The organism is Psychroserpens sp. BH13MA-6, assembly GCF_052983595.1.
The window spans coordinates 279,049-300,469 of the sequence record NZ_JBRJGE010000003.1; the positions used below are offsets into that span (position 1 = coordinate 279,049).

Below are 21,421 nucleotides of genomic sequence, written 5' to 3' on the forward strand. Positions count from 1 at the left end.
CGTGGACGTTCAATTACATCGCTCCCCATTCTTTAAGAGAGGCTTCGTTGAATTTCACATATTGCTGGTTACCAGCCTCTTTTGCTGCTTCCATAGATTTCTTAGCAAGTGCAATCGCACCTTTCTTATCACCTGCAGCCGCATAAATCAATGACTGTTGTCTCATTTGCCAATATCTCGGATTTTCAACCATAGACATAGCCTTATCAATCCATTTCTTGGCCTGATTGATATCTTTGCCTTCATTTAAATAATAAACTGCCGAAGCATAGTAGTCTTCTGCGCTTGGACCATTCATAGCTTTATCGATAGCTGAAGTCACCTTTTTATCTGTTGGAACCGTAAAAGGTACTGCAGCATAAGACTTTTCCCAAATTAATTCTAAATGTGCACCATCGCTCTTGATGTTGTTGATATCAATAGCAAACGTTTCTACGTTGAAAGGCAGTTCTTCTACTTTCACTTTAGCGGTTGCTACAACCCTACTGTCATCCCACTCTGCAGGTGCACCCCAATTGTTAGTGTCATCATAAAACATCACATCCCAATCTGTTGCTGAATTCAATCGCGTAAAAATGGCATAAGAACCTGCTTTTACATCCTGGCCAGCAATGGTGACATCATCACTAAACGTAATTGTTGTGTTTTTATTAGCGCCAGTTCTCCATATAGATCCCCATGGTTCTAGACCTCCAAATATCGTTCTTCCTTTAACACCTGGTCTTGAATATTCAACAGTCACATCTGTTAGACCTACTTTCTGCTCTAGCTTTGCTGATGGACTCGCTTGTGGTGTTTGAATTTGTGCATAAGTAGCAAAAGTCATGGCTACCATAGCAAACATTAGTAATAATTTTTTCATTGGTATTGGTTTTAATGATTAGTGTATTAATTCACGTAAATTTACGAACATGTAGCGCCTTTGTTTGTTAACAAAAACTTAAATTACTACCGCTCATGCCCTAAATAACAAAGAGAAAAGATGATATTAATCCAACAGGTCCTTGAAATAGTCTTTCGTAGTTCATTTTATAAATTGTCGAATATCGTAGGTATCTAAAGCCAATACATTTCTAACAAATCTAAGCGCAACTGCGTCCGTTGCAGTGAATATTGGTTGTCAAATTCAACTTTGATAATGTCTTGTTAAATTTGTTTAACGATTATTAATTATTGTTAAACATTTTGTACTTTTATACTATATTTAAAGACCATGGCAAAAAAGAAAAACATTACAAGTTCTAATATGATTTCCTATTATATGGATTATGTATTAGAGCATGGCGAGCAACCAAAGACCGTTTATGCATTTGCTAAGCATCACAATTTTGAAGAATCTAAATTCTATGAATTTTATGGTTCGTTTGAAGCCTTAGAAAAACATATTTTTCAAGTGTTCTTTACAAATTCAATTGATGCCTTAGAGAAAAATGATGATTACAAGAATTTTGATGCAAGAAATCAACTTCTCAGTGTTTACTTTACGTTTTTCGAAAATCTTACAGCAAACAGGAGTTACGTGCTGTATGCATTAAAACAGCACAAAAACAAATTGAAAGGTTTACAAGCATTATCGGAATTAAAGAAAACATTTACATCTTACATCGAGCAACTTGATATTTCCTTAATAGAAACAAAACAAGAGCGCGTAGATAAGATTCAAAGGCGCGCTTTAAAAGAATCAGCTTGGGGACAATTACTGTTGACTATTAAATTTTGGATGGATGACACCTCTCCTGCTTTTGAAAAAACAGACATTTTTATAGAGAAATCCGTGAATACAAGTTTTGATATACTAGATATCGCACCCATGAAGAGTTTAATAGATCTAGGAAAATTTATATACAAAGAAAAAATTCACTCGTTCCAATAAGTCCTTATGAAAACCATTGATAAAATTCCTGTTTCGAAAATTCAGCGTGCTACCAAATTGGTATCTACAGGAGCCAAAGTAGGTGTTAATTACCTAAAATATTACGGTGATAAATTAACAAAGTCTGAAATTGAGGCCAAAGAACGTTTGAATCAGAATAATGCTGACGACATTTACGATGGTTTGAAACAATTAAAAGGGAGTGCTCTTAAGGTAGCTCAAATGCTCAGTATGGAAAAAAGCATTTTACCTCAAGCCTATGTTGAGAAATTCTCACTAGCTCAATTTTCTGTACCGCCATTATCGCCTCCTTTAGTGGTGAAGACATTTAAAACATATTTTGGAAAACATCCCAACGAGATTTACGATACTTTTAACGCAACGTCTGTTAATGCTGCTAGTATAGGACAAGTCCATATAGCAGAAAAGGATGGGAAAAAACTTGCTGTGAAAATCCAATATCCAGGCGTTGCAGAAAGTATTGCTTCAGATTTAGCAATGGTAAAACCCATTGCGATGAGTATGTTCAATATCAAAGGAAAAGATTCTGACAAGTACTTCAAAGAAGTTGAAAACAAACTTATTGAAGAAACCAATTATATTTTAGAAATTGCTCAAAGTCAAGAAATTGCTTCCAAATGTGCTCATATTCCCAACTTAGTATTTCCGAAATATTACAGCGATTTGTCTTCGGAGCGTATTATTACCATGGACTATATGAAAGGTGAGCATCTTTCAGAATTTACAGCACATAATACGAATCAAGAATTAGCAGATACAATCGGACAAGCATTATGGGATTTTTATATGTACCAAATCCACACTTTGAAAAAAGTGCATGCAGATCCACATCCTGGAAATTTTCTCATCTCAGAGGAAGGGCAACTCATCGCTTTAGATTTTGGTTGTATGAAAACCATTCCAGATACGTTTTACGAGCCTTATTTTGAACTAGCAAAAAAGGAAAACATTAACAATTGTGAGTATTTTTCAAAAAAGCTTTATGAACTCGAAATATTAAAATCGGACGATTCACCTCAAGAAATAACATTTTTCACAGACATGTTTCATGAGATGTTAAGTTTATTCACACAACCTTTTCATGCCGAATCCTTTGATTTCTCCGATGCTGAATTCTTCGGAAAAATCGCTGAACTTGGAGAGCGGTATTCCAAAAACACCGAATTACGTAAGATGAACGGTAATAGAGGGTCTAAACATTTTATCTATATTAATAGAACCTTCTTCGGACTCTATAATCTCATGTTCGATTTAAAAGCAAAATCAATCAAAATCAACAATTTCAACACGCTGTAATGATCCATATCGACAATGAACAATTCGATAAATTTAATCATATCTACCGCATCAACTTAATCAATAGTTGTTCTGGCTACAAATCAGCAAACCTCATTGGTACGAAATCAGCTTCTGGCATTGAAAATGTCGCCGTTTTTAGTTCTATAACGCATATCGGTTCCAATCCGCCACTTCTTGGTTTCTTTTTAAGGCCAACAACGGTCATGCGCAACACGTATGATAATATAAAGGCAACAGGTTATTATACGATAAATCATATCCATGAGTCTATTCTTGAAGACGCTCATCATACGTCTGCAAAATACGATTCGGAAATTTCAGAATTTGATAGAACGCAATTAAACGCCCATTATCAAAACAATTTTTACGCACCCTTTGTAAAGGATGCACCTTTACAACTCGCCATGGAATATGTGGAAGAATACGATATTCGCGCGAACAACACCATCTTGCTGATAGGTAAAATAATAGGATTGTATGTAAAAGATCATTTATTAGAAGACGATGGTTTTATCAATCTTTCTAAAGCAAAGATTGCTACTATAAATGGCTTGGATGGTTACGCTATTCCTGAATTAAAAACGCGCTTCGAATACCAACGACCAAAACCAAGTCCATGAAAATTCTCGTCACAGGTGCTACAGGCTATATAGGCAAACGATTGATTCCGCTTCTAGTGAATGAAGGACATCATGTTGTTTGTACCGTGAGAGACCGCTTGCGGGCTGATAAAAGTTATGATGATGATGAGCATATTTCAGTAGTTGAAGCAGATTTTCTAAAACCAGAAACGCTTCATGAGATTCCAAATGACATTGATGTCGCATTTTATTTAATCCATTCAATGTCTAACAGTTCGAAGGATTTCAAGTCTCTTGAAGAACGCTGCGCTATTAATTTTAAAGCACAGCTTCATAAAACCAAGGTCCAGCAAGTTATTTATTTGAGTGGCATCACGAACGAAAAACAACTGTCAAAACACTTGGAATCTCGAAAAAAGGTTGAGCAATTATTACATTCTGAAAATTATGCCTTAACAGTTTTTAAAGCAGGAATCATTGTGGGTTCAGGAAGTTCTTCTTTTGAAATTATCAGAGATCTCGTCGAAAAGCTGCCATTTATGATTGCGCCAAAGTGGTTGAATACCAAGACGCAGCCTATTGCGGTTCGCGATGTCTTGGCATTTCTTTCCAAAGCCGTTGGTAAAACCGAAACCTACGACCAATCTTATGACATCTTTGGTCCTGAAATTTTAACCTATAAACAAATGTTACTTCAGTTTGCCGAAGTGAGAGAGCTGAAACGTTATATATTAACCGTTCCTGTCATGACGCCTAAACTCTCCTCCTATTGGCTTTACTTTGTCACATCTACCTCTTACAAATTAGCGAGTAGCTTAGTAGATAGTATGGGTGTTCAAATTATCGGAAAACCAAGTAACATCAATACGTTGTTGGATGTAGCGCCTATTTCTTATAAAGACGCTGTAGAGCTAGCCTTTGAAAAGATTGAGCAAAATAGCATTGTCTCGAGTTGGAAAGATTCAATGGTAAGCAGTGGCAGATTACGAAATCAATTACACAAGTATATCAATGTACCTAAGTTTGGATGCTTTAAGGATTATAAGGAACGACCTGTTAAGGACACAAAGAAAACCTTGGACAAGATTTGGAGCATTGGAGGCACAACAGGATGGTATTACGGCACCTTTTTATGGAAAATCCGAGGCTATTTAGACAAGCTTGTGGGAGGCATTGGATTACGTCGTGGACGAACAAGTCCCACAGAATTAGATGTTGGTGATGCCTTGGATTTCTGGCGTGTTATTTATGCCGACAAAACACAACAAAAATTATTATTATACGCTGAAATGCGCTTGCCTGGCGAGGCATGGTTGGAATTTAAGATAGAAAATAATATCCTTAAACAAACAGCTACATTTAGACCAAGAGGTTTATGGGGACGTTTGTATTGGTATAGCGTACTACCTTTTCACGGGTTTATTTTTAAAGGCATGATTAATCAACTAGTGAATGTCTAAGCATAAAAAACCATTTCTACCTCAAAAAACATGTGCGACATGTGGCTTGCCTTTCAGCTGGCGAAAAAAATGGAAACTTAATTGGGAACATGTAAAATATTGTAGTGAAAAATGCAGGAGACAGAAAATGACATCGGAATAGTTTGGTTTAGAAACGATTTAAGAGTACAAGATAATACCGTGTTAGAATCGGCCATCAGTAACCACAAATCGGTAATCGCTTGTTACTGCTTTGATCCAAGAACCTTTGAAAATACACCATTCGGTTTTAAAAAAACCGGTAAGTACAGAGCAAAATTCTTAATAGAATCTGTTAAAGACCTTAGAAGCAATCTCAAGAAACTTCATATAGAGTTATTTGTATTTGTGGACAAGCCAGAAATTGCCTTGCAACAATTAGTCACCACACATGACTGTAACCATGTTTATTATCAAGAAGAATGGACCAGTGAAGAATGTACAGTATTAAAGCGTATCAAAGACACTCTTCCCGATTCCATCCACTACCATTCATATTATGATCAGTTTTTATTTCATCCCAACGATATAGGGATGACACCTTCAGAAATCCCGAAAGTCTTCACGCAATTTCGCAAAACGGTGGAATCAAAATTCAATGTGAGACCCATTCAAAAAATTCATGTTGCTGATAAAATTAAGCACCTTATTAACACCACTCCCATTCCTTCTTTAGCAGATCTTGGATTTTCAGAATTCGAAACCCATCCCAATACCGCCTTTCCATTTAAAGGTGGTGAAACTGCAGCTTTTGAGAGACTGAACCAATACTTTTTTGACAGCAAAAAATTGGGTGTTTATAAAAAAACTCGAAATGGCTTGATAGGAACTGATTATAGTTCAAAATTATCAGCATGGCTTGCTAACGGTAGCATTTCAGCTCGAACCATCTATTGGAAAGTTCGACAATTTGAGCAAGAACATTTCAAAAACGACTCGACCTACTGGCTCATTTTTGAGCTCATTTGGCGTGATTACTTTAAATACATCGCCTTAAAACACGGCACAGCGATTTTTCAGAAGGAAGGCATCTTAAAAAAAGATTACCATTGGAAAACAGATTCCGAAGCCATTTCAAAATGGATGGAAGGAAGAACCGCATCAGAATTTGTGAATGCCAATATGCTTGAACTGAAGAAAACAGGTTGGATGAGTAATAGAGGTCGGCAAAATGTAGCCTCTTATTTTTCTAAGGAACTTCTTTTAGATTGGCGCATTGGTGCTGCTTACTTCGAATCTTTGTTAATCGATTATGATGTTCACAGCAATTATGGCAATTGGATGTATGTTTCTGGCGTTGGAAATGATCCTAGAGATCGTAAATTTAACGTTGAGCGACAAGCTGAACGTTATGATCCAAATGGTAATTTTCAAAGATTATGGCTTCAAGAAACCTTATTTTAAATGAAAACATTAAGACTCGTACTAGGTGATCAATTAAACATCAAACATTCTTGGTTTAAATCTACAGATGACGACGTGATGTATGCGCTATTTGAAATGCGCCAGGAAACCGATGTTGTGACCCAACACATTCAAAAAGTTATTGGTTTTTTTTCAGCCATGAGACAATTCTCTGAGGATTTAAAAGGCTTAGGACATCGTGTTACGTATTTCAAAATAAATGCTGACGAGAATACACAATCTCTAACAGAAAATCTGACGTTTTTAATAGATACACATGCTATTGAATCCTTTGAATATATGTTCCCTGACAACTATAGACTAGATCAACAACTGAAGGATTATTGTCAGTCTATTTCGATACCATCTAACGCCGTTTCGGCAGAACATTTTTACACACAACGACAAGATCTAGCTCAGTTTTTTGAAGGTAAAAAACAATATCTCATGGAAAATTTCTACAGAGATATGCGCAAAAAACACGACATTCTTATGGTGGCTGGGCAACCTGAAGGTGGTCAATGGAATTATGATAAAAGCAATCGAAAAAAATGGAAAGGCAAGGTTGACATTCCAACTTATAAGTATTTTAAAAATGAAGTTTCCGAAGTGGTAAAGGATATTAAAAATGCTGGAATAGCTACCATGGGACATTTTGAAACAAAAACCTTTAGCTACCCTATCAATCGATCCCAATCCATAGAACAATTAAAATATTTTTGTGAGCATTTATTAGTACATTTTGGAGATTTTCAAGATGCCATGCACACCGATGAAACCTATTTATTTCACTCTCGGCTGTCGTTTGCCATGAACCTCAAATTGATTTCTCCTAAGGATGTCGTAAAAACGGTCATGAACTTTTACAGAAAACATGGAGACGCTATCCACATCTCTCAAGTTGAAGGATTTGTAAGACAAATTATCGGTTGGAGAGAATACATGAGAGGCATGTATTGGGCATTAATGCCAGATTACAAATCGCATAATAAGCTAAACAATCACAATCCGTTACCCGATTTTTATTGGACAGGTGACACAAAAATGAATTGTATGAAACAGGCCATTACGAATTCTTTAGATAATGGCTATGCACACCACATACAAAGACTCATGATTACTGGAAATTATGCACTGCTCACGCAAACCGACCCAGATGACGTAGACGATTGGTATTTAGGAATTTATGTTGATGCTATTGAATGGGTCCAACTCACGAATACGAGAGGCATGAGTCAATTTGCTGATGGCGGAAAAATTGCCACAAAACCCTATGTATCTTCAGGATCTTACATCAATAAAATGAGTAATTATTGTGAGGATTGCCATTACAATAAAAAGAAAAAGCTTACCGATGATGCTTGTCCGTTTAACAGTCTCTACTGGAACTTTTTAGATGACAAACGTCCTATTTTAGGAGATAACTATCGAATGGGAATGATGTATAGTCTTTTGGATAAAATGGACAAGGAGCAACTTCAAAAAATAAAGCTCAAAGCTCAAGATATTATTAAAAATCCAAATACCTATTGAGCGCTATCACTGTGCTTTGTGCTCTATTCAATCTAAAATGTTAATTATTGTTTAATATATTTTAAAAAAGGTTAAACATTTTGTAGATTTGGATAGATACAAAACGTTAGATTGATATTAGATTCTACATATAACAACAAAGAGCATAAGCAAATTATCAATGACCTCATTGGTAAACCCTATTCGTTTTTTGAATCTCTTAGAATGAAGGGTATTGGTTCTAGACGTATGATGATAGAAAAGGTGAGTCCAAATTTAGAGTCATACATGAATAAAGTCTCAGATATCAATTATGCGAATATGGAAATGCGACCTTACGGTTTACTGATTTATATCAACAAGGGATTAAAGAATTTTACGTGGGTCATCCCTTATTACCAATTGGTGTTATACAAAACGAATGGCGCCAGTATTCATGCTCAAGGTAAATTTATTCATTTTAAAAATAATAAAACGTTTAAGGAGAATAAATCCTTTTTTAGAAAGTTGATGGCGGCAAAAGTTCGCTTTGATGAACAGTATAATTTTCAAAGTGCTTTTTAAGATGAAATTAAGCACAAGAGCAACAGATAGAATCATTGAAATGGCTTGGGAAGACCGTACAACCTTTGAAGCCATAGAATTTCAATTTGGCTTAAATGAGCAAGAGGTGATCACACTAATGCGCAAAGAAATGAAACCCAGCAGTTTCAGAATGTGGCGAAAACGCGTTCAAGGTAGAAAAACAAAGCACGAAAAACTCAGAAGTTTTGAAAAAGGAAGGTTTAAGTGCTCCAGACAAAAACAAATTACCCATAACTCAATTTCAAAACGCTAACGTGCTTTGACTTCGGAGATGAGTTCCGTAGGACAGCACACTAAAAAGACAACACATGAGTACAAAAACCTTAACACCTAAAACAAATGGCCATACACTAAATGGTTTCTCAAATACAGAAATTGGTGATGATCATCTTTACACAGGATTGGAAACACCCATGAAAAAAGATGCCTTTAAATTGAGTGATGACGATAAGAAAGCGCGCATTGCTATTTTATTTGAAGAAATCATGGATGTTATGGGCTTAGATCTTACAGATGACTCTTTAAAAGGAACACCTAAGCGTGTAGCGAAAATGTACATCGATGAAATATTTTCAGGACTTAATCCAGAAAACAAACCCAAGGTGGCATTATTCGATAACAAATACCAATACAATCAGATGCTTGTGGAAAAGAATATCACCTTCTACTCCAACTGTGAACACCACTTTGTCCCAATTATAGGAAAAGCGCATGTAGCATACATTTCTTCAGGTAAAGTTATCGGACTTTCTAAACTGAACAGAATTGTACAGTATTATGCCAAGCGACCACAAGTTCAAGAACGTTTGACGAATCAAATTGCTGAAGAGTTGAAAACCATTTTAAATACTGAAGATGTTGCAGTTATTATCGATGCGAAGCATTTATGCGTGTCATCAAGAGGCATAAAAGATGATACATCATCAACTGTCACTAGTTATTATGGTGGTGCATTTCAAACAACACAAAAAGTGACCGAATTACAAAATTATATAAACAATTAAGATTATGGATTTAATAGATAAAGCTCTAGAATTTGAACAGCGTAAGAGAAAATCATTGTCTACAAGCGACCGTGTGAAAATTTCACGTGAAGCTAAAGCCTTAATTCTCGATTTAAATCAGATTTACAAAAAGAAAAAAGATGAACGCATCATGGATATCATGAAACGCTTAACTGCCATTAAAAGAAAGGTAGAAAAGCGCCTTAAAGGAAAGCCCTTAAGAGCTTAATTTCATCTATATATATAAAAACCTTCCAAAATGAAAACATTTATTGTCATTGGTGGCAGTAAAGGTATTGGCAATGCTATTGTTGAAACATTACTAGAAAACCATAACGTCATCAACATTAGTAGATCTGAACCTAAGCAATCACATGAACGATTGACACATCACTCCTGTGATGTACTCACTGATAGTTTACCTGAGATAACAGCAGCTGACGGCCTTATTTATTGTCCGGGAAGCATCAATTTAAAACCCATAAATCGTTTCAGTTTAGACGAGTTCCGAGAGGATTATGAAGTGAATGTGATTGGAGCTGTTAAATCCATCCAAACCTATTTAGACATTCTTAAAAAGGGAGAAGCACCATCTATTGTACTTTTCAGTACAGTAGCAGCGAAATTAGGCATGCCGTTTCACACGAGTATTGCAGCCGCTAAATCTGGTGTGGAAGGTCTCGTAAAATCTTTAGGAGCTGAAATGGCAACAACCTTGCGGATCAACGCTATCGCACCAACAGTAACAGATACAGAATTGGCTTCTAAATTACTACGCAACGAAAAGATGATCGACAATATTAAGGAACGTCATCCTTTAAAGAATTATCTGCAACCTAAAGAAGTTGCTGAAATGGCAGAATTTCTGCTTTCTGATAAAGCCAGTGCTATATCCGGACAAGTTTTTGAAATGGACTACGGAATTGTTAGCTTTAAAATTTAATCGTAGACATGAAATTCCTGAAGCCTTTTATCATATTCTTAATTGTCAATTTTGGTGCCTTAGGTATAGGCAGTTGGTTAATGAATGATGGACCAACCAGTGACTGGTACCTTAGTTTAAACAAAGCACCATGGACACCAGACGGTTGGGTATTTGGTGTGGCTTGGACCAGCATCATGATTTGTTTTGCGGCCTACATGGCATTTCTCTATTTGAAGCGACGATCTCATAAGGTGCTTTGGCTTTTCGCTATTCAATGGTTACTCAACGTCAGTTGGAATTTTATTTTTTTCAACCAACATTTCACCGTTTTCGGATTGTTTAACATCACCTTATTAACCATCATCGTTGCAGCATTTCTAGTGACCTATTTAAAAGATCTAAAAGGTAAATCAATACTTATCGCTCCCTATTTAATATGGTTGTGTATCGCCACGTCGCTCAATCTTTATATTACTATCTATAACTAGTATGAAAATCTATAGACTTCATAAAACTCAAAATCTTCCCATTTCCATTGACACCGCCTGGGAATTTTTATCAGACCCGAAAAACTTAAAAACAATCACGCCTGATTATATGGGATTTCATATTCTGTCTGGCGCTGATAGACCTATGTTTGCTGGGCAAATAATTCAGTACATTGTAACACCAGTATTGGGCATTAAAACCAAATGGGTGACAGAAATTACCCATAGTATTGACAAACAGTATTTTGTAGATGAACAACGCTTTGGTCCCTATGCATTATGGCATCATAAACATTTTATTAAAGCCATTGAAGGTGGTGTAGAAATGGAGGACATCATTGATTACAAAGTCCCTTTCGGGATTTTAGGCCAATTGGTACATCCTTTTTTAGTCAAGCCTAAATTGGAAGAAATCTTTGACTATCGCACCAAAAAATTAGAAGAACTTTTTGGAACTTACTCGGTATGAAACAACCATTAAATATATTCTGGTTTAGACGTGATTTACGTTTGGATGACAATGTGGGCTTTTATGAAGCCTTGAAAAGTGGCTTGCCTGTATTACCCATTTTTATTTTTGACTCAGAAATTTTAGAACAACTTCCCAAAGCGGACGCTCGCGTCACATTTATTCATGACACCTTGCAGGCCATGCGAGACACCTTACAAAAAGAACACAACAGTAGTCTTGCCATATACCACGGAAAGCCACTGGACATTTACAAAGCATTAGTTTCAGACTACGATATTAATTCGGTATATGCCAACCATGACTACGAACCTTATGCGAAAGAACGTGACGAGGCTATTGAGAATTTTTTATCCGAAAAGGATATAGATTTCAAAACATTTAAAGATCAAGTCATTTTTGAAAAAGATGAAGTTGTCAAAAAAGATGGCGATCCCTATGTCGTTTATACGCCTTACATGAAAGTCTGGAAAGAAAAGTTCCAATCGCATGATCTTCAGATTTTTTACACGAATTCCTATCTCGAAAATTTAGTAGCGCATACGCGACTACCCAATCTCAGTCTTTCAGATATTGGGTTTGAAAGATCTAGTCAGGAAATCGCCGATTACAACGTGACACCAACGCTTATACAAGATTATGAAGCTACGCGAAACTTCCCAGCCAAAGATGCAACCTCACGATTAGGTCCGCATTTGCGTTTTGGTACGGTGAGCGTTCGAAAAATGATTAAAAAAGCTATTGCCGAAAAAAATGAAATTTTTTGGCAGGAATTAATTTGGCGTGAGTTTTTTATGCAAATTCTATGGCATTTTCCACACACGGTAAATAAGTCGTTCAAATCTAAATATGACAGAATTGAATGGCGTAACAATGAAAAAGAATTCAAGTTATGGTGTGAGGGAAAGACAGGCTATCCTTTAGTTGATGCTGGCATGAGGCAACTGAATGAAACAGGCTTTATGCACAATCGTGTTCGTATGCTCGTAGGTAGTTTTTTATGTAAACATTTGTTAATCGATTGGCGTTGGGGCGAAGCCTATTTCGCTGAAAAATTACATGATTATGAAATGGCCAGCAATGTGGGAAATTGGCAATGGGTTGCAGGCTCTGGTGTTGATGCGGCACCATACTTCAGAATTTTTAACCCAACCACCCAGATAGAAAAATTCGACAAGGAAAGACATTACATCAAAACCTATGTTCCTGAGTACAATACAGAAGATTATGTCGATCAAATAGTCGATCATAAAAAAGCACGAGAGCGCTGTCTTAAAACCTATAAGGACGCTCTTAATTAATAGAAGATTAACATTGTTTTAAAAGACATCAATCTCATTTTTAAGTACTTTTAAGAATCTATCCTAAAATCAATTTAAAATGAATACAAAAGATGTTGCTCAAAAATGGGCCCAAATGTGCAGAGAAGGTAAAAACCTAGACTGTATTACTGAATTATATGCCGAAAATGTGACGAGCAGGGAAATGCCTGGTATGCCTGGCGAAATTATTTCTGGTAAACAGAATGTATGGAATAAAAACAAGGAATGGCTTGATAATGTTGTTGAGTTCCATGGAGGTGACATCAGTGACCCTATTGTTGCAGACAATCATTTCACCTCAAAAATGAGCTTTGATGTTACCTTTAAAGATCGCGGTAGGCAGCAGATGGAAGAAGTCGCTGTATTTGGCGTGAAAGATGGTCAAATAGAAAGTGAGCAGTTTTTCTACAGTATAGAATAATTTGAACTTCTTGATGTTATAAACCATGAAACCAATAATAAAATATGTTACCGCATTTATGATTTTAGTGCATGAGAAAAAATCCATTGAATTCAGAAAGACCTTATTTGCAAGTGACGCCGTTCAACTCTAATAAAAAAAAGCCCTTATAGAAATAAGGGCTCTTCTTTAGTTTTATTATAGTGTTAATTCCCTTCTACACGAGTTATTTTAGCACCAATAGCGCGTAAACGCTCATCGATATTTTCATAACCTCTATCGATTTGTTCAATATTATGGATGGTAGACGTTCCTTTGGCTGATAATGCTGCAATCAATAAGGAAACACCCGCTCTAATATCTGGAGAGGTCATCGTTGTAGCCTTCAATTGCGATTTGAAATCATGCCCAATAACGGTCGCTCTATGAGGATCACATAAAATGATTTTAGCACCCATATCAATAAGCTTATCAACGAAAAACAATCGACTCTCAAACATTTTCTGATGAACAAGAGCACTTCCTCTCGCCTGCGTCAGCACCACCAAAACAATACTTAATAAATCTGGTGTAAAACCTGGCCACGGCGCATCGGATACCGTGAGTATAGAACCGTCAATATAGCTTTGAACTTCATAACCATCTGTATGTGCAGGAATATGAATATCATCCCCTTGGCGTTCTACGGTAATTCCTAGTTTTCTAAAAACACTTGGAATTAATCCTAAATCGTCCCAACTCACATTCGTAATCGTTAATTCACTCTTAGTCATTGCTGCTAATCCTATCCAGCTTCCTATTTCAATCATATCCGGAAGCATTCTATGATTGGTACCTCCCAAGGTTTTAACACCTTCAATAATCAACATATTAGAACCAACGCCACTAATCTTGGCACCCATTCTATTCAGCATTTTACACAATTGCTGTAAATAAGGCTCACAAGCGGCATTATAGATCGTGGTTGTACCTTCTGCCATGACAGCAGCCATGACGATATTAGCGGTTCCTGTTACAGAAGCCTCATCTAATAGCATGTACGTTCCTTGAAGCTGATCTGCTTCTACACCATAAAAATAATCTTCTTTGTTGTATCTGAATTTCGCCCCTAATTTGATAAAGCCTTCAAAGTGTGTATCTAATCGACGTCTTCCTATTTTATCTCCTCCAGGCTTTGGTATATAGCCCTTTCCAAAACGCGCCAGTAAAGGTCCAACAATCATGATCGATCCTCTAAGACCCTTTCCATCTTCCTTAAACTCTTCAGATTCTAAATAACTTAAATTGACTTCATCTGCCTTAAATGTGTAAGACCCCTTTCCTACGTTATGAATTTTTACACCTAATTTTTTCAATAAAGCGATCAGTTTATTGACGTCAATAATATCGGGTATATTATCAATTCTAATTTCTTCTGCAGTTAAAAGAACTGCGCATAAAATTTGTAGTGCTTCGTTTTTTGCTCCTTGAGGTTGGATGTGTCCTTTAAGTTGATGACCTCCTTCAATTATAAATGTTGCCATGAAGTGTTTTTAGTAGCGTTTTCTATTGCGATTGGAATTACTTTTTTTGTGATGTGATTTCTTGCTGCTCGAATATTTTTTCTTATTGCGCATTAAACTGGAGGCATCTGACAAGTCTTCATCACTAGTTTTTAAGTTGATTTTTCCTCCTGAAAGTTCGTATAAATGGTCAAAAATGACATTATCTTCAACGGTATCCTTATTCCAATTTAAAAAACACTTTTTCATGTGATTAGCGATGGTATAGACCAACGCCTCTTTTAAATCCCCTTCTTCCCAAGTATTAGCCACATCAATCATGGTCTTAATATTGTTTCCATAAAAACGATATTTAGGATGATTTTGAGGATATTTCAATGGATCTGGACCTTCACTTAATTCCTCTTTTGAAGGTTTTGGATAAGGAGAATCCGCATCCAATTCAAAATCGGACATAATGAATAATTGATCCCAAAGTTTATGTTGAAAATCTGGTACGTCACGCAAGTGTGGCTGTAAATTCCCCATGACATTAATAATCGACTTTGCCACTTTATTACGTTCCTCTTTTGTAGGTAACTCTTTCGCGTAGTTGATCATTTTCTGAAGATGCCTTCCGTATTCTGGAATAATCAAATGTTCGCGCTCTGTATTGTATTCTAAATCGTCTATCAAAATATTAATTTGTGTAGTATATGTAAATCATGCATGAAGTTCTTCTGCACGAGTGCAAAATACAAAAATTTAGCGACTGTCCTTCTTTTTTATAAAGAAATAACTCCCTCTACCTTTGAGGCTACCTCTTGGTACTTAGCGATGACCGCATCAGGATCTTTCATGTGTAGATTCACTGTCACACTCGTATAGGTACCTTTTCCAGATTCTTTAGTGGTAATCACGGCACCTAAGTTATCAAACAAATCCTCAATTTGACGAATCTTATCGGTATCTGTAGGAATAATAAATTTATAAAGATATTCCGAAGGCCAACTGGCTGTCTCATAAAGCTGTGTCCTTAATTTTTTATAAAAAGCTTCTGTTTTTTTATCTTGACTCATATCATTTTTTCTTCACTTGCAAAGATACAGTTTCCTTTCAATTTTACTTTGCATTATTTATTAGTAATTTTACAACCAAAACCTTGCCAAATTGAATACGCAGAAAATCGTCATTACAGGTGGACCAGGCACCGGAAAATCTTCTATTATAAATGAACTTATTAAACGTCAATATTCCTGTTTTGAAGAAGTATCCAGACAGGTCATTTTAGAAGCTAGAAAAGATGGTATAGAACAGCTTTTTCTAACAAAACCACTCTTGTTTAGCGAACTGCTTTTGAAAGGTAGAATCGCACAATTTAAAGCAGCAGAAAGATCAGAAGAAGACCTGGTTTTTTTAGATCGAGGTTTACCAGACGTTTTGGCTTACATGGATTATTCAGGAAATGACTATCCAGCCAATTTCGTAGAGGCTTGTAAAACCCACACCTATGAAAAGGTATTTGTATTGGCACCATGGCAAGAGATTTTTGTTAGTGATAATGAGCGCTATGAAAATTTTGAACAAGCTGTAGAAATCCATCACGCCTTATTAGACACTTACAAACGATTTGGATATGAACTTTTAGACGTCCCTTTTGAAAGTATTTCTAATCGAGCAGATTTTATTTTAGACCATATTAGGACATAGATGGCGCATCCCATTACCATATTAGAACACTATTGGAACCATACGTCTTTTAGACCTCTTCAGGAGGACATCATCAATGCAGTACTAAATAACGATGATACCTTCGCCCTACTACCTACTGGAGGTGGCAAATCCATTTGCTTTCAAATACCTGCGCTCATCAAAGATGGCATCTGTATCGTGATTTCGCCACTAATTGCCTTAATGAAAGACCAAGTAAATAGTTTACAGGAAAAAGGCATTAAGGCTATGGCAATTACTAGTGGTATAAAATATAGTGAGCTAGACACCTTACTCGATAATTGTATTTACGGAAACTACAAATTCCTTTACCTTTCACCAGAGCGTTTGCAACAAGATATCGTTAAGCAACGTATTGCTCAAATGAATGTCAACCTTATTGCAGTGGATGAAGCCCATTGTATCAGTCAATGGGGCAATGATTTTAGACCTGCTTATAAACATATAGCGATTCTCAGAGAACTACAACCAAGCGTTAATATTATTGCCTTAACAGCTACGGCCAAGCCCAAAGTTATCGAGGAAACTATTGAAGCACTCGACTTTATCTCTCCCAAAATATTCAAAGCATCCTTCGCAAGAGAAAACATATCCTATCAGGTGATTTCCAGTGAGGATAAAATGTATGACTTAGAGCGATTGCTTAAGAAGTACCAAGGGGCTTCTATCATTTATGTGAGAAGCCGAAAGCTAAGTATTGACATTCATAATCATTTAGAGAAAAAAGGGTTCAGTACAACGTTTTTCCATGGAGGCATTCCAACAAAAGACAAACAAGAACGTCTCCATCAATGGATGCACAACCAAAAACAAATTATGGTAGCGACGACGGCATTTGGTATGGGAATTGACAAACCCGATGTAAAAACCGTCATCCATATCAATCTGCCAGAAAGTTTAGAAAGTTATTACCAGGAGGCTGGTCGTGCAGGTCGGGACGGCAATGCGTCATATGCATTCTTACTAACTAACAACTCTGATGAACAACTCTTAAAGAATCAATTTATTAATAGCCTTCCTTCACTCGAAGAAATTAAATTGATATACCGCAAACTGTGCAATTTCTTTCAAATTTCTTACGGAGAAGGCGCATTAAGTACTTACCATTTTGATTTTAGCGCTTTTTGTAAAGCCTATGACTTTGGAAGTTCAAAAGCTTTCCATACGCTACAAATTTTGGACAGAAATAGTATTATTAAATTAACACAGCAGTTTAATTACAAAACCAAATTACAATTCGTCGTAAGCAATTCGGCCATGTTTTCGTATCTCGAAACCAATGCCTATTTGAGTACTGTTGTAAAAACCATTTTAAGGACCTATGGTGGTATTTTTGAACATCAGTTGGCCATTAACTTATCCTTAATCGCTCATAAAGCTTCTACGAACGAAAAAGAGGTGATTTCAGTATTGAATCAATTGCAAAAAGATGGTATCGTTGATTTCCTTTTTGCCAATACAGATTCAGAAGTTATTTTTCTACAGCCTAGAGAAGATGATAAAACCATTAACAGAATTGCGAATATCATAGAACAACAACACCAGCTTAAAAAAGACCAAGTAAATGCTGTACTGAGCTATGTCAATAATGATCAAAGATGTAGAAGCCGTCAACTCCTCGAGTATTTTGGAGAAGCAACAGACCAAGATTGTGGCAAGTGCACAGTGTGTTTAAATAAAGACACGAGACTTAAAGGAGTGTCAATCCAATCCATTCAAAAAGAGATTATACTAGCCTTAGAAAACCAAGCTTTAAACTCCAGAGAGCTTATGGAGATGCTTAATTTTGATAAAGCAAACCTTTTAAAGGCCATTCAAGAATTATTAGAGCATGAGGTCATTGTGATAACAGTGGCCAACCGTTATAAAATAAATCATACATGAAAAAAGAGACATTAAGAATCGTGTTTATGGGAACGCCAGATTTTGCAGTTGCCACGTTAAAAACACTCGTTGAACATCAATATCATATCGCAGGTGTTATTACGGCTCCGGATAAACCTGCTGGTCGTGGTAGAAAAATAAATACCTCTGCGGTAAAAGACTATGCCGTAGATCACAACCTTAAAGTCCTACAACCTACCAACCTAAAAGATGAAGCCTTTGTGGAAGAATTACAAAGCTTAGAGGCAAATTTACAGGTCGTAGTGGCGTTTCGAATGTTGCCAAAAGTCGTTTGGGACATGCCAAAATTTGGTACGTTTAATTTACATGCCTCGTTACTGCCAAACTATAGAGGTGCCGCACCTATTCATTGGGCCATCATCAACGGTGAAACCACCACAGGCGTCACCACATTTTTTATTGATGAAAAAATTGACACTGGTGCGATTATATTAAAGGAAGCGCTAGCCATTGAAAATGATGAAACAGTGGGCAGTTTGCATGATAAACTTATGGAATTGGGAAGTCAAGTGGTGTTAAGAACTGTAAAACTTATTGAAGAAGGCGCTGTGCAAACAACCATTCAACCGAATACCGATGACTTGAAAACAGCCTATAAACTCCATAAAGACAATTGTAAGATTGATTGGTCAATGGGTATTGATGACATCTACAATAAAATTCGCGGCTTAAACCCATTTCCTTCTGCATGGTGCTATCTATTGAATCATGGCGAAAAGTTATCGGTAAAGATTTTTGAGATCCATAAGATTGTTGAAGATCATCAATTGGAACCTGGACAGCTTTTGGTCACTAAAGAAAATTTAAAAGTAGCTGTACCAGGAGGTTATATTTCGGTGTGTGAAATGCAATTGCCAGGAAAGCGGAAAATGGACATAAAATCCTTATTAAATGGATATGATTTTGACAAAAATGCCAAAATGCTCTAAAACCCTTGTATACATTGATATTCAAAAAAAAATCCGATGAAATGCAGGCCTTTATTAACAAATGCTCAAAGTTATCAACAAATACTTGTATTTCCCTTGCTATTACTTGCGTAGGTGGATTTTACGTATAAATTTGTAGACGGATTTAACGATAACGTTTAACCCAACTATTTTTTTAACAATTTAAAATATAAATTTTATGAACAAAACAGATTTAATCAATGGAATGGCAGAGAACGCAGGAATTACAAAGGCAGCTGCTAAAAAAGCATTAGATTCATTATTAATTGACATCGAAGGAGCTTTACAAAAAGGAAACAGAGTTTCTTTAGTAGGATTTGGTTCTTGGTCAGTTTCTAAAAGATCTGCAAGAGAAGGAAGAAACCCACAGACTGGAAAAACAATACAAATCAAAGCTAAAAACGTTGTAAAGTTTAAAGCTGGATCTGATTTAAGTAATGCTGTCAACTAGTATTCCTTTAATAGATTACGAAAAGCCCACTTTATAGTGGGCTTTTTTGCTTTTAGACCTTAACTATTTACTTGAATTAGTTGGTAATTAGTAAAATATGTTTTAGATTTAGTTCATCAACGATGTTTTCATGATTATTTCAAAGCCCAAAAAAGGACATCTTTTAATAGCCGAACCTTCTATTATTGGCGATATATCATTTAATCGGTCAGTTATTTTACTAGCCGATTACAATGACAACGGTTCCATTGGTTTTATCTTAAATAAACCTTTGGAATATACTTTGAATGATCTCATTCCAGATACCGACGCGACTTTTAAAGTGCATAATGGTGGCCCTGTAGAACAAGATAATCTATATTTTATTCATAAAGTACCTGAACTAATTCCGGATAGTATAGAGATTTCTAATGGTGTATTTTGGGGCGGAAATTTTGAAATTGTCCTTAAATTACTTCAAGACAAGAAATTAAATGAGTCTGATATCAGATTCTTTTTAGGCTATTCAGGCTGGGATGCGAAACAATTAGACAACGAATTAGAATCGCATGCATGGATTGTTTCTGAAAACGTTTATAAAAATCAGCTTATCGATAAGTGTTGCGATTCCTTTTGGAAAGAAAAAATGCTCGAACTTGGTGGTGATTATTCGTTATGGTCTAATGCGCCAGAAAATCCAAGTTATAACTAAGACAATCTTAACCTGACATTCAACCGTTTTAATAAGTCTTTTGAAACCTTAGTTTCGAACGTCTTTTTTCGATATTTCAAAATTGGTTGTATCCCGATAATAACATTGGTAATAAACAATTCATCTGCTTTTTGAAGTTCGAATGGCGAAATGGATGTCTCTTCCAAAACATAATCTCCAGAGTTTAAAATAACGTCAATTATTTGCTTCCGCATGATGCCTTTTAAGCAACCATCATCCAACGGTGGTGTTTTTATAGTGTCTCCTGAAACCAAAAACAAATTGCCATGAAGCGCTTCAATGATATTCTTATTCGTATTGAGGAGCAGGCATGAATGAAAGTTATTCTCTTGTGCATAAATACTTCCCAAGACATTAATTAATTTATTGTTACTCTTTAGAGTAGATAACAACCCTGGAGCGACAAAAAAATCTTTATACAGGTCTACTAGATAGGCTGTCGTTTCTGGGTATTCATAAAATTCCTGATCCATCGTCTCTGCTACAATACTGTAACTTACCTTCTTCTCGATGGGCATGTATTTTCCGCCATCACCTCTATCTACATCTAATCGTACACGCGCTGTTGATTTCGCAAGACCATTACTATTGATCGTCTTTAGAATTTCAGACTCCAAAAATTCCATGGTGAAATTCATAGGGATTTCCATTCTCATAATACGCATAGAAGCCATAAGTCTAAAATAATGATCTTCCCAGAACAGAATCTTTCCATGAACCACTTTTAAAGTTTCAAATAACGCATCGCCATATTTGTAACCTCTATTTTCAGGCGTTATAAAAGCTGTGTTATCAATTAAATTACCGTTAAAATTTACCATAAAAAAAGT

Annotated in this window: 26 protein-coding genes; 21 read left to right on the forward strand and 5 right to left on the reverse strand. The window is 36.1% G+C overall.

Annotation, left to right across the window (positions count from 1 at the left end):
• Positions 1–13 precede the first annotated feature (13 nt).
• Complete coding sequence (locus tag ACU8DI_RS08220; protein ID WP_447112286.1) at positions 14–862, reverse strand: DUF2911 domain-containing protein; 849 nt, start codon at positions 860–862, stop codon at positions 14–16.
• Between the two features lie 351 nt (positions 863–1,213).
• On the opposite strand from ACU8DI_RS08220, the gene ACU8DI_RS08225 reads away from it, so the two are divergent.
• The 16 genes from ACU8DI_RS08225 (at position 1,214) to ACU8DI_RS08300 (ending at position 13,382) form a co-directional block, all read left to right on the forward strand.
• On the forward strand, positions 1,214–1,873 hold the full coding sequence (locus ACU8DI_RS08225) for a TetR family transcriptional regulator C-terminal domain-containing protein (RefSeq protein WP_447112287.1): 660 nt from the start codon (positions 1,214–1,216) through the stop codon (positions 1,871–1,873).
• A 6-nt stretch (positions 1,874–1,879) separates the two neighbouring features.
• The gene (locus tag ACU8DI_RS08230; protein ID WP_447112288.1) at positions 1,880–3,190 is read left to right on the forward strand and encodes an ABC1 kinase family protein; all 1,311 of its coding nucleotides are present in this window, start codon (positions 1,880–1,882) and stop codon (positions 3,188–3,190) included.
• Positions 3,190–3,813, forward strand: coding sequence for a flavin reductase family protein (locus ACU8DI_RS08235; protein WP_447112289.1), 624 nt, complete (start codon positions 3,190–3,192; stop codon positions 3,811–3,813). The genes ACU8DI_RS08230 and ACU8DI_RS08235 overlap by 1 nt, the downstream gene beginning before the upstream one ends.
• Positions 3,810–5,234, forward strand: coding sequence for an SDR family oxidoreductase (locus ACU8DI_RS08240; RefSeq protein ID WP_447112290.1), 1,425 nt, complete (start codon positions 3,810–3,812; stop codon positions 5,232–5,234). The genes ACU8DI_RS08235 and ACU8DI_RS08240 overlap by 4 nt, the downstream gene beginning before the upstream one ends.
• Positions 5,227–5,376, forward strand: coding sequence for a DUF2256 domain-containing protein (locus ACU8DI_RS08245; protein ID WP_447112291.1), 150 nt, complete (start codon positions 5,227–5,229; stop codon positions 5,374–5,376). Before ACU8DI_RS08240 ends, ACU8DI_RS08245 begins: the two co-directional genes overlap by 8 nt.
• Positions 5,346–6,656: a DASH family cryptochrome gene (locus ACU8DI_RS08250; protein ID WP_447112292.1), complete on the forward strand. Its 1,311-nt coding sequence runs from the start codon at positions 5,346–5,348 to the stop codon at positions 6,654–6,656. Before ACU8DI_RS08245 ends, ACU8DI_RS08250 begins: the two co-directional genes overlap by 31 nt.
• Positions 6,657–8,189 (forward strand): cryptochrome/photolyase family protein, encoded by a 1,533-nt coding sequence (locus tag ACU8DI_RS08255; RefSeq protein ID WP_447112293.1) that lies wholly within the window; start codon positions 6,657–6,659, stop codon positions 8,187–8,189.
• Positions 8,190–8,300: 111 nt separating this feature from the next.
• Entirely contained in the window at positions 8,301–8,732 is a 432-nt protein-coding gene (locus ACU8DI_RS08260) for a hypothetical protein (RefSeq protein WP_447112294.1), read from the forward strand.
• 1 nt (position 8,733) lies between these two features.
• Positions 8,734–9,006 carry a TIGR03643 family protein gene (locus tag ACU8DI_RS08265; RefSeq protein ID WP_447112295.1) on the forward strand — a complete coding sequence of 91 codons (273 nt, stop codon included), beginning with the start codon at positions 8,734–8,736 and terminating at the stop codon, positions 9,004–9,006.
• Positions 9,007–9,061: 55 nt separating this feature from the next.
• Positions 9,062–9,757, forward strand: coding sequence for a GTP cyclohydrolase I FolE (gene folE, locus ACU8DI_RS08270; RefSeq protein WP_447112296.1), 696 nt, complete (start codon positions 9,062–9,064; stop codon positions 9,755–9,757).
• A gap of 4 nt (positions 9,758–9,761) precedes the next feature.
• Positions 9,762–9,986: a hypothetical protein gene (locus ACU8DI_RS08275; RefSeq protein WP_447112297.1), complete on the forward strand. Its 225-nt coding sequence runs from the start codon at positions 9,762–9,764 to the stop codon at positions 9,984–9,986.
• Positions 9,987–10,016: 30 nt separating this feature from the next.
• Positions 10,017–10,700, forward strand: a complete 684-nt coding sequence (locus tag ACU8DI_RS08280; protein WP_447112298.1) for an SDR family NAD(P)-dependent oxidoreductase — start codon at positions 10,017–10,019, stop codon at positions 10,698–10,700.
• A gap of 8 nt (positions 10,701–10,708) precedes the next feature.
• The gene (locus ACU8DI_RS08285) at positions 10,709–11,170 is read left to right on the forward strand and encodes a TspO/MBR family protein (protein WP_447112299.1); all 462 of its coding nucleotides are present in this window, start codon (positions 10,709–10,711) and stop codon (positions 11,168–11,170) included.
• A gap of 1 nt (position 11,171) precedes the next feature.
• The gene (locus tag ACU8DI_RS08290) at positions 11,172–11,639 is read left to right on the forward strand and encodes an SRPBCC family protein (RefSeq protein WP_447112300.1); all 468 of its coding nucleotides are present in this window, start codon (positions 11,172–11,174) and stop codon (positions 11,637–11,639) included.
• Positions 11,636–12,940, forward strand: coding sequence for a cryptochrome/photolyase family protein (locus tag ACU8DI_RS08295; protein ID WP_447112301.1), 1,305 nt, complete (start codon positions 11,636–11,638; stop codon positions 12,938–12,940). Before ACU8DI_RS08290 ends, ACU8DI_RS08295 begins: the two co-directional genes overlap by 4 nt.
• Positions 12,941–13,019: 79 nt before the next feature.
• The gene (locus tag ACU8DI_RS08300; protein ID WP_447112302.1) at positions 13,020–13,382 is read left to right on the forward strand and encodes a SnoaL-like domain-containing protein; all 363 of its coding nucleotides are present in this window, start codon (positions 13,020–13,022) and stop codon (positions 13,380–13,382) included.
• A gap of 185 nt (positions 13,383–13,567) precedes the next feature.
• On the opposite strand, the gene murA is transcribed toward ACU8DI_RS08300, so the two are convergent.
• The 3 genes from murA to ACU8DI_RS08315 form a co-directional block, all read right to left on the reverse strand.
• Complete coding sequence (gene murA / locus ACU8DI_RS08305; RefSeq protein WP_447112303.1) at positions 13,568–14,884, reverse strand: UDP-N-acetylglucosamine 1-carboxyvinyltransferase; 1,317 nt, start codon at positions 14,882–14,884, stop codon at positions 13,568–13,570.
• A gap of 9 nt (positions 14,885–14,893) precedes the next feature.
• Positions 14,894–15,538, reverse strand: coding sequence for a DUF4290 domain-containing protein (locus ACU8DI_RS08310; protein ID WP_447112304.1), 645 nt, complete (start codon positions 15,536–15,538; stop codon positions 14,894–14,896).
• Between the two features lie 89 nt (positions 15,539–15,627).
• Positions 15,628–15,921, reverse strand: coding sequence for a DUF493 family protein (locus ACU8DI_RS08315; protein WP_447112305.1), 294 nt, complete (start codon positions 15,919–15,921; stop codon positions 15,628–15,630).
• 91 nt (positions 15,922–16,012) lie between these two features.
• Between ACU8DI_RS08315 and ACU8DI_RS08320 the strand changes: the two genes are divergently transcribed.
• From ACU8DI_RS08320 to ACU8DI_RS08340, 5 genes are all read left to right on the forward strand, one after another.
• Positions 16,013–16,552 (forward strand): AAA family ATPase, encoded by a 540-nt coding sequence (locus ACU8DI_RS08320; RefSeq protein ID WP_447112306.1) that lies wholly within the window; start codon positions 16,013–16,015, stop codon positions 16,550–16,552.
• Positions 16,553–18,457, forward strand: coding sequence for a RecQ family ATP-dependent DNA helicase (locus ACU8DI_RS08325; protein ID WP_447112307.1), 1,905 nt, complete (start codon positions 16,553–16,555; stop codon positions 18,455–18,457).
• Entirely contained in the window at positions 18,454–19,407 is a 954-nt protein-coding gene (gene fmt / locus ACU8DI_RS08330; RefSeq protein WP_447112308.1) for a methionyl-tRNA formyltransferase, read from the forward strand. Before ACU8DI_RS08325 ends, fmt begins: the two co-directional genes overlap by 4 nt.
• Positions 19,408–19,606: 199 nt before the next feature.
• Complete coding sequence (locus ACU8DI_RS08335; protein ID WP_447112309.1) at positions 19,607–19,879, forward strand: HU family DNA-binding protein; 273 nt, start codon at positions 19,607–19,609, stop codon at positions 19,877–19,879.
• 130 nt (positions 19,880–20,009) lie between these two features.
• Positions 20,010–20,570 carry a YqgE/AlgH family protein gene (locus ACU8DI_RS08340; protein ID WP_447112310.1) on the forward strand — a complete coding sequence of 187 codons (561 nt, stop codon included), beginning with the start codon at positions 20,010–20,012 and terminating at the stop codon, positions 20,568–20,570.
• On the opposite strand, the gene ACU8DI_RS08345 is transcribed toward ACU8DI_RS08340, so the two are convergent.
• Positions 20,567–21,412: an aminotransferase class IV gene (locus ACU8DI_RS08345; RefSeq protein ID WP_447112311.1), complete on the reverse strand. Its 846-nt coding sequence runs from the start codon at positions 21,410–21,412 to the stop codon at positions 20,567–20,569. The genes ACU8DI_RS08340 and ACU8DI_RS08345 overlap by 4 nt on opposite strands.
• Between the last annotated feature and the right edge of the window lie 9 nt (positions 21,413–21,421).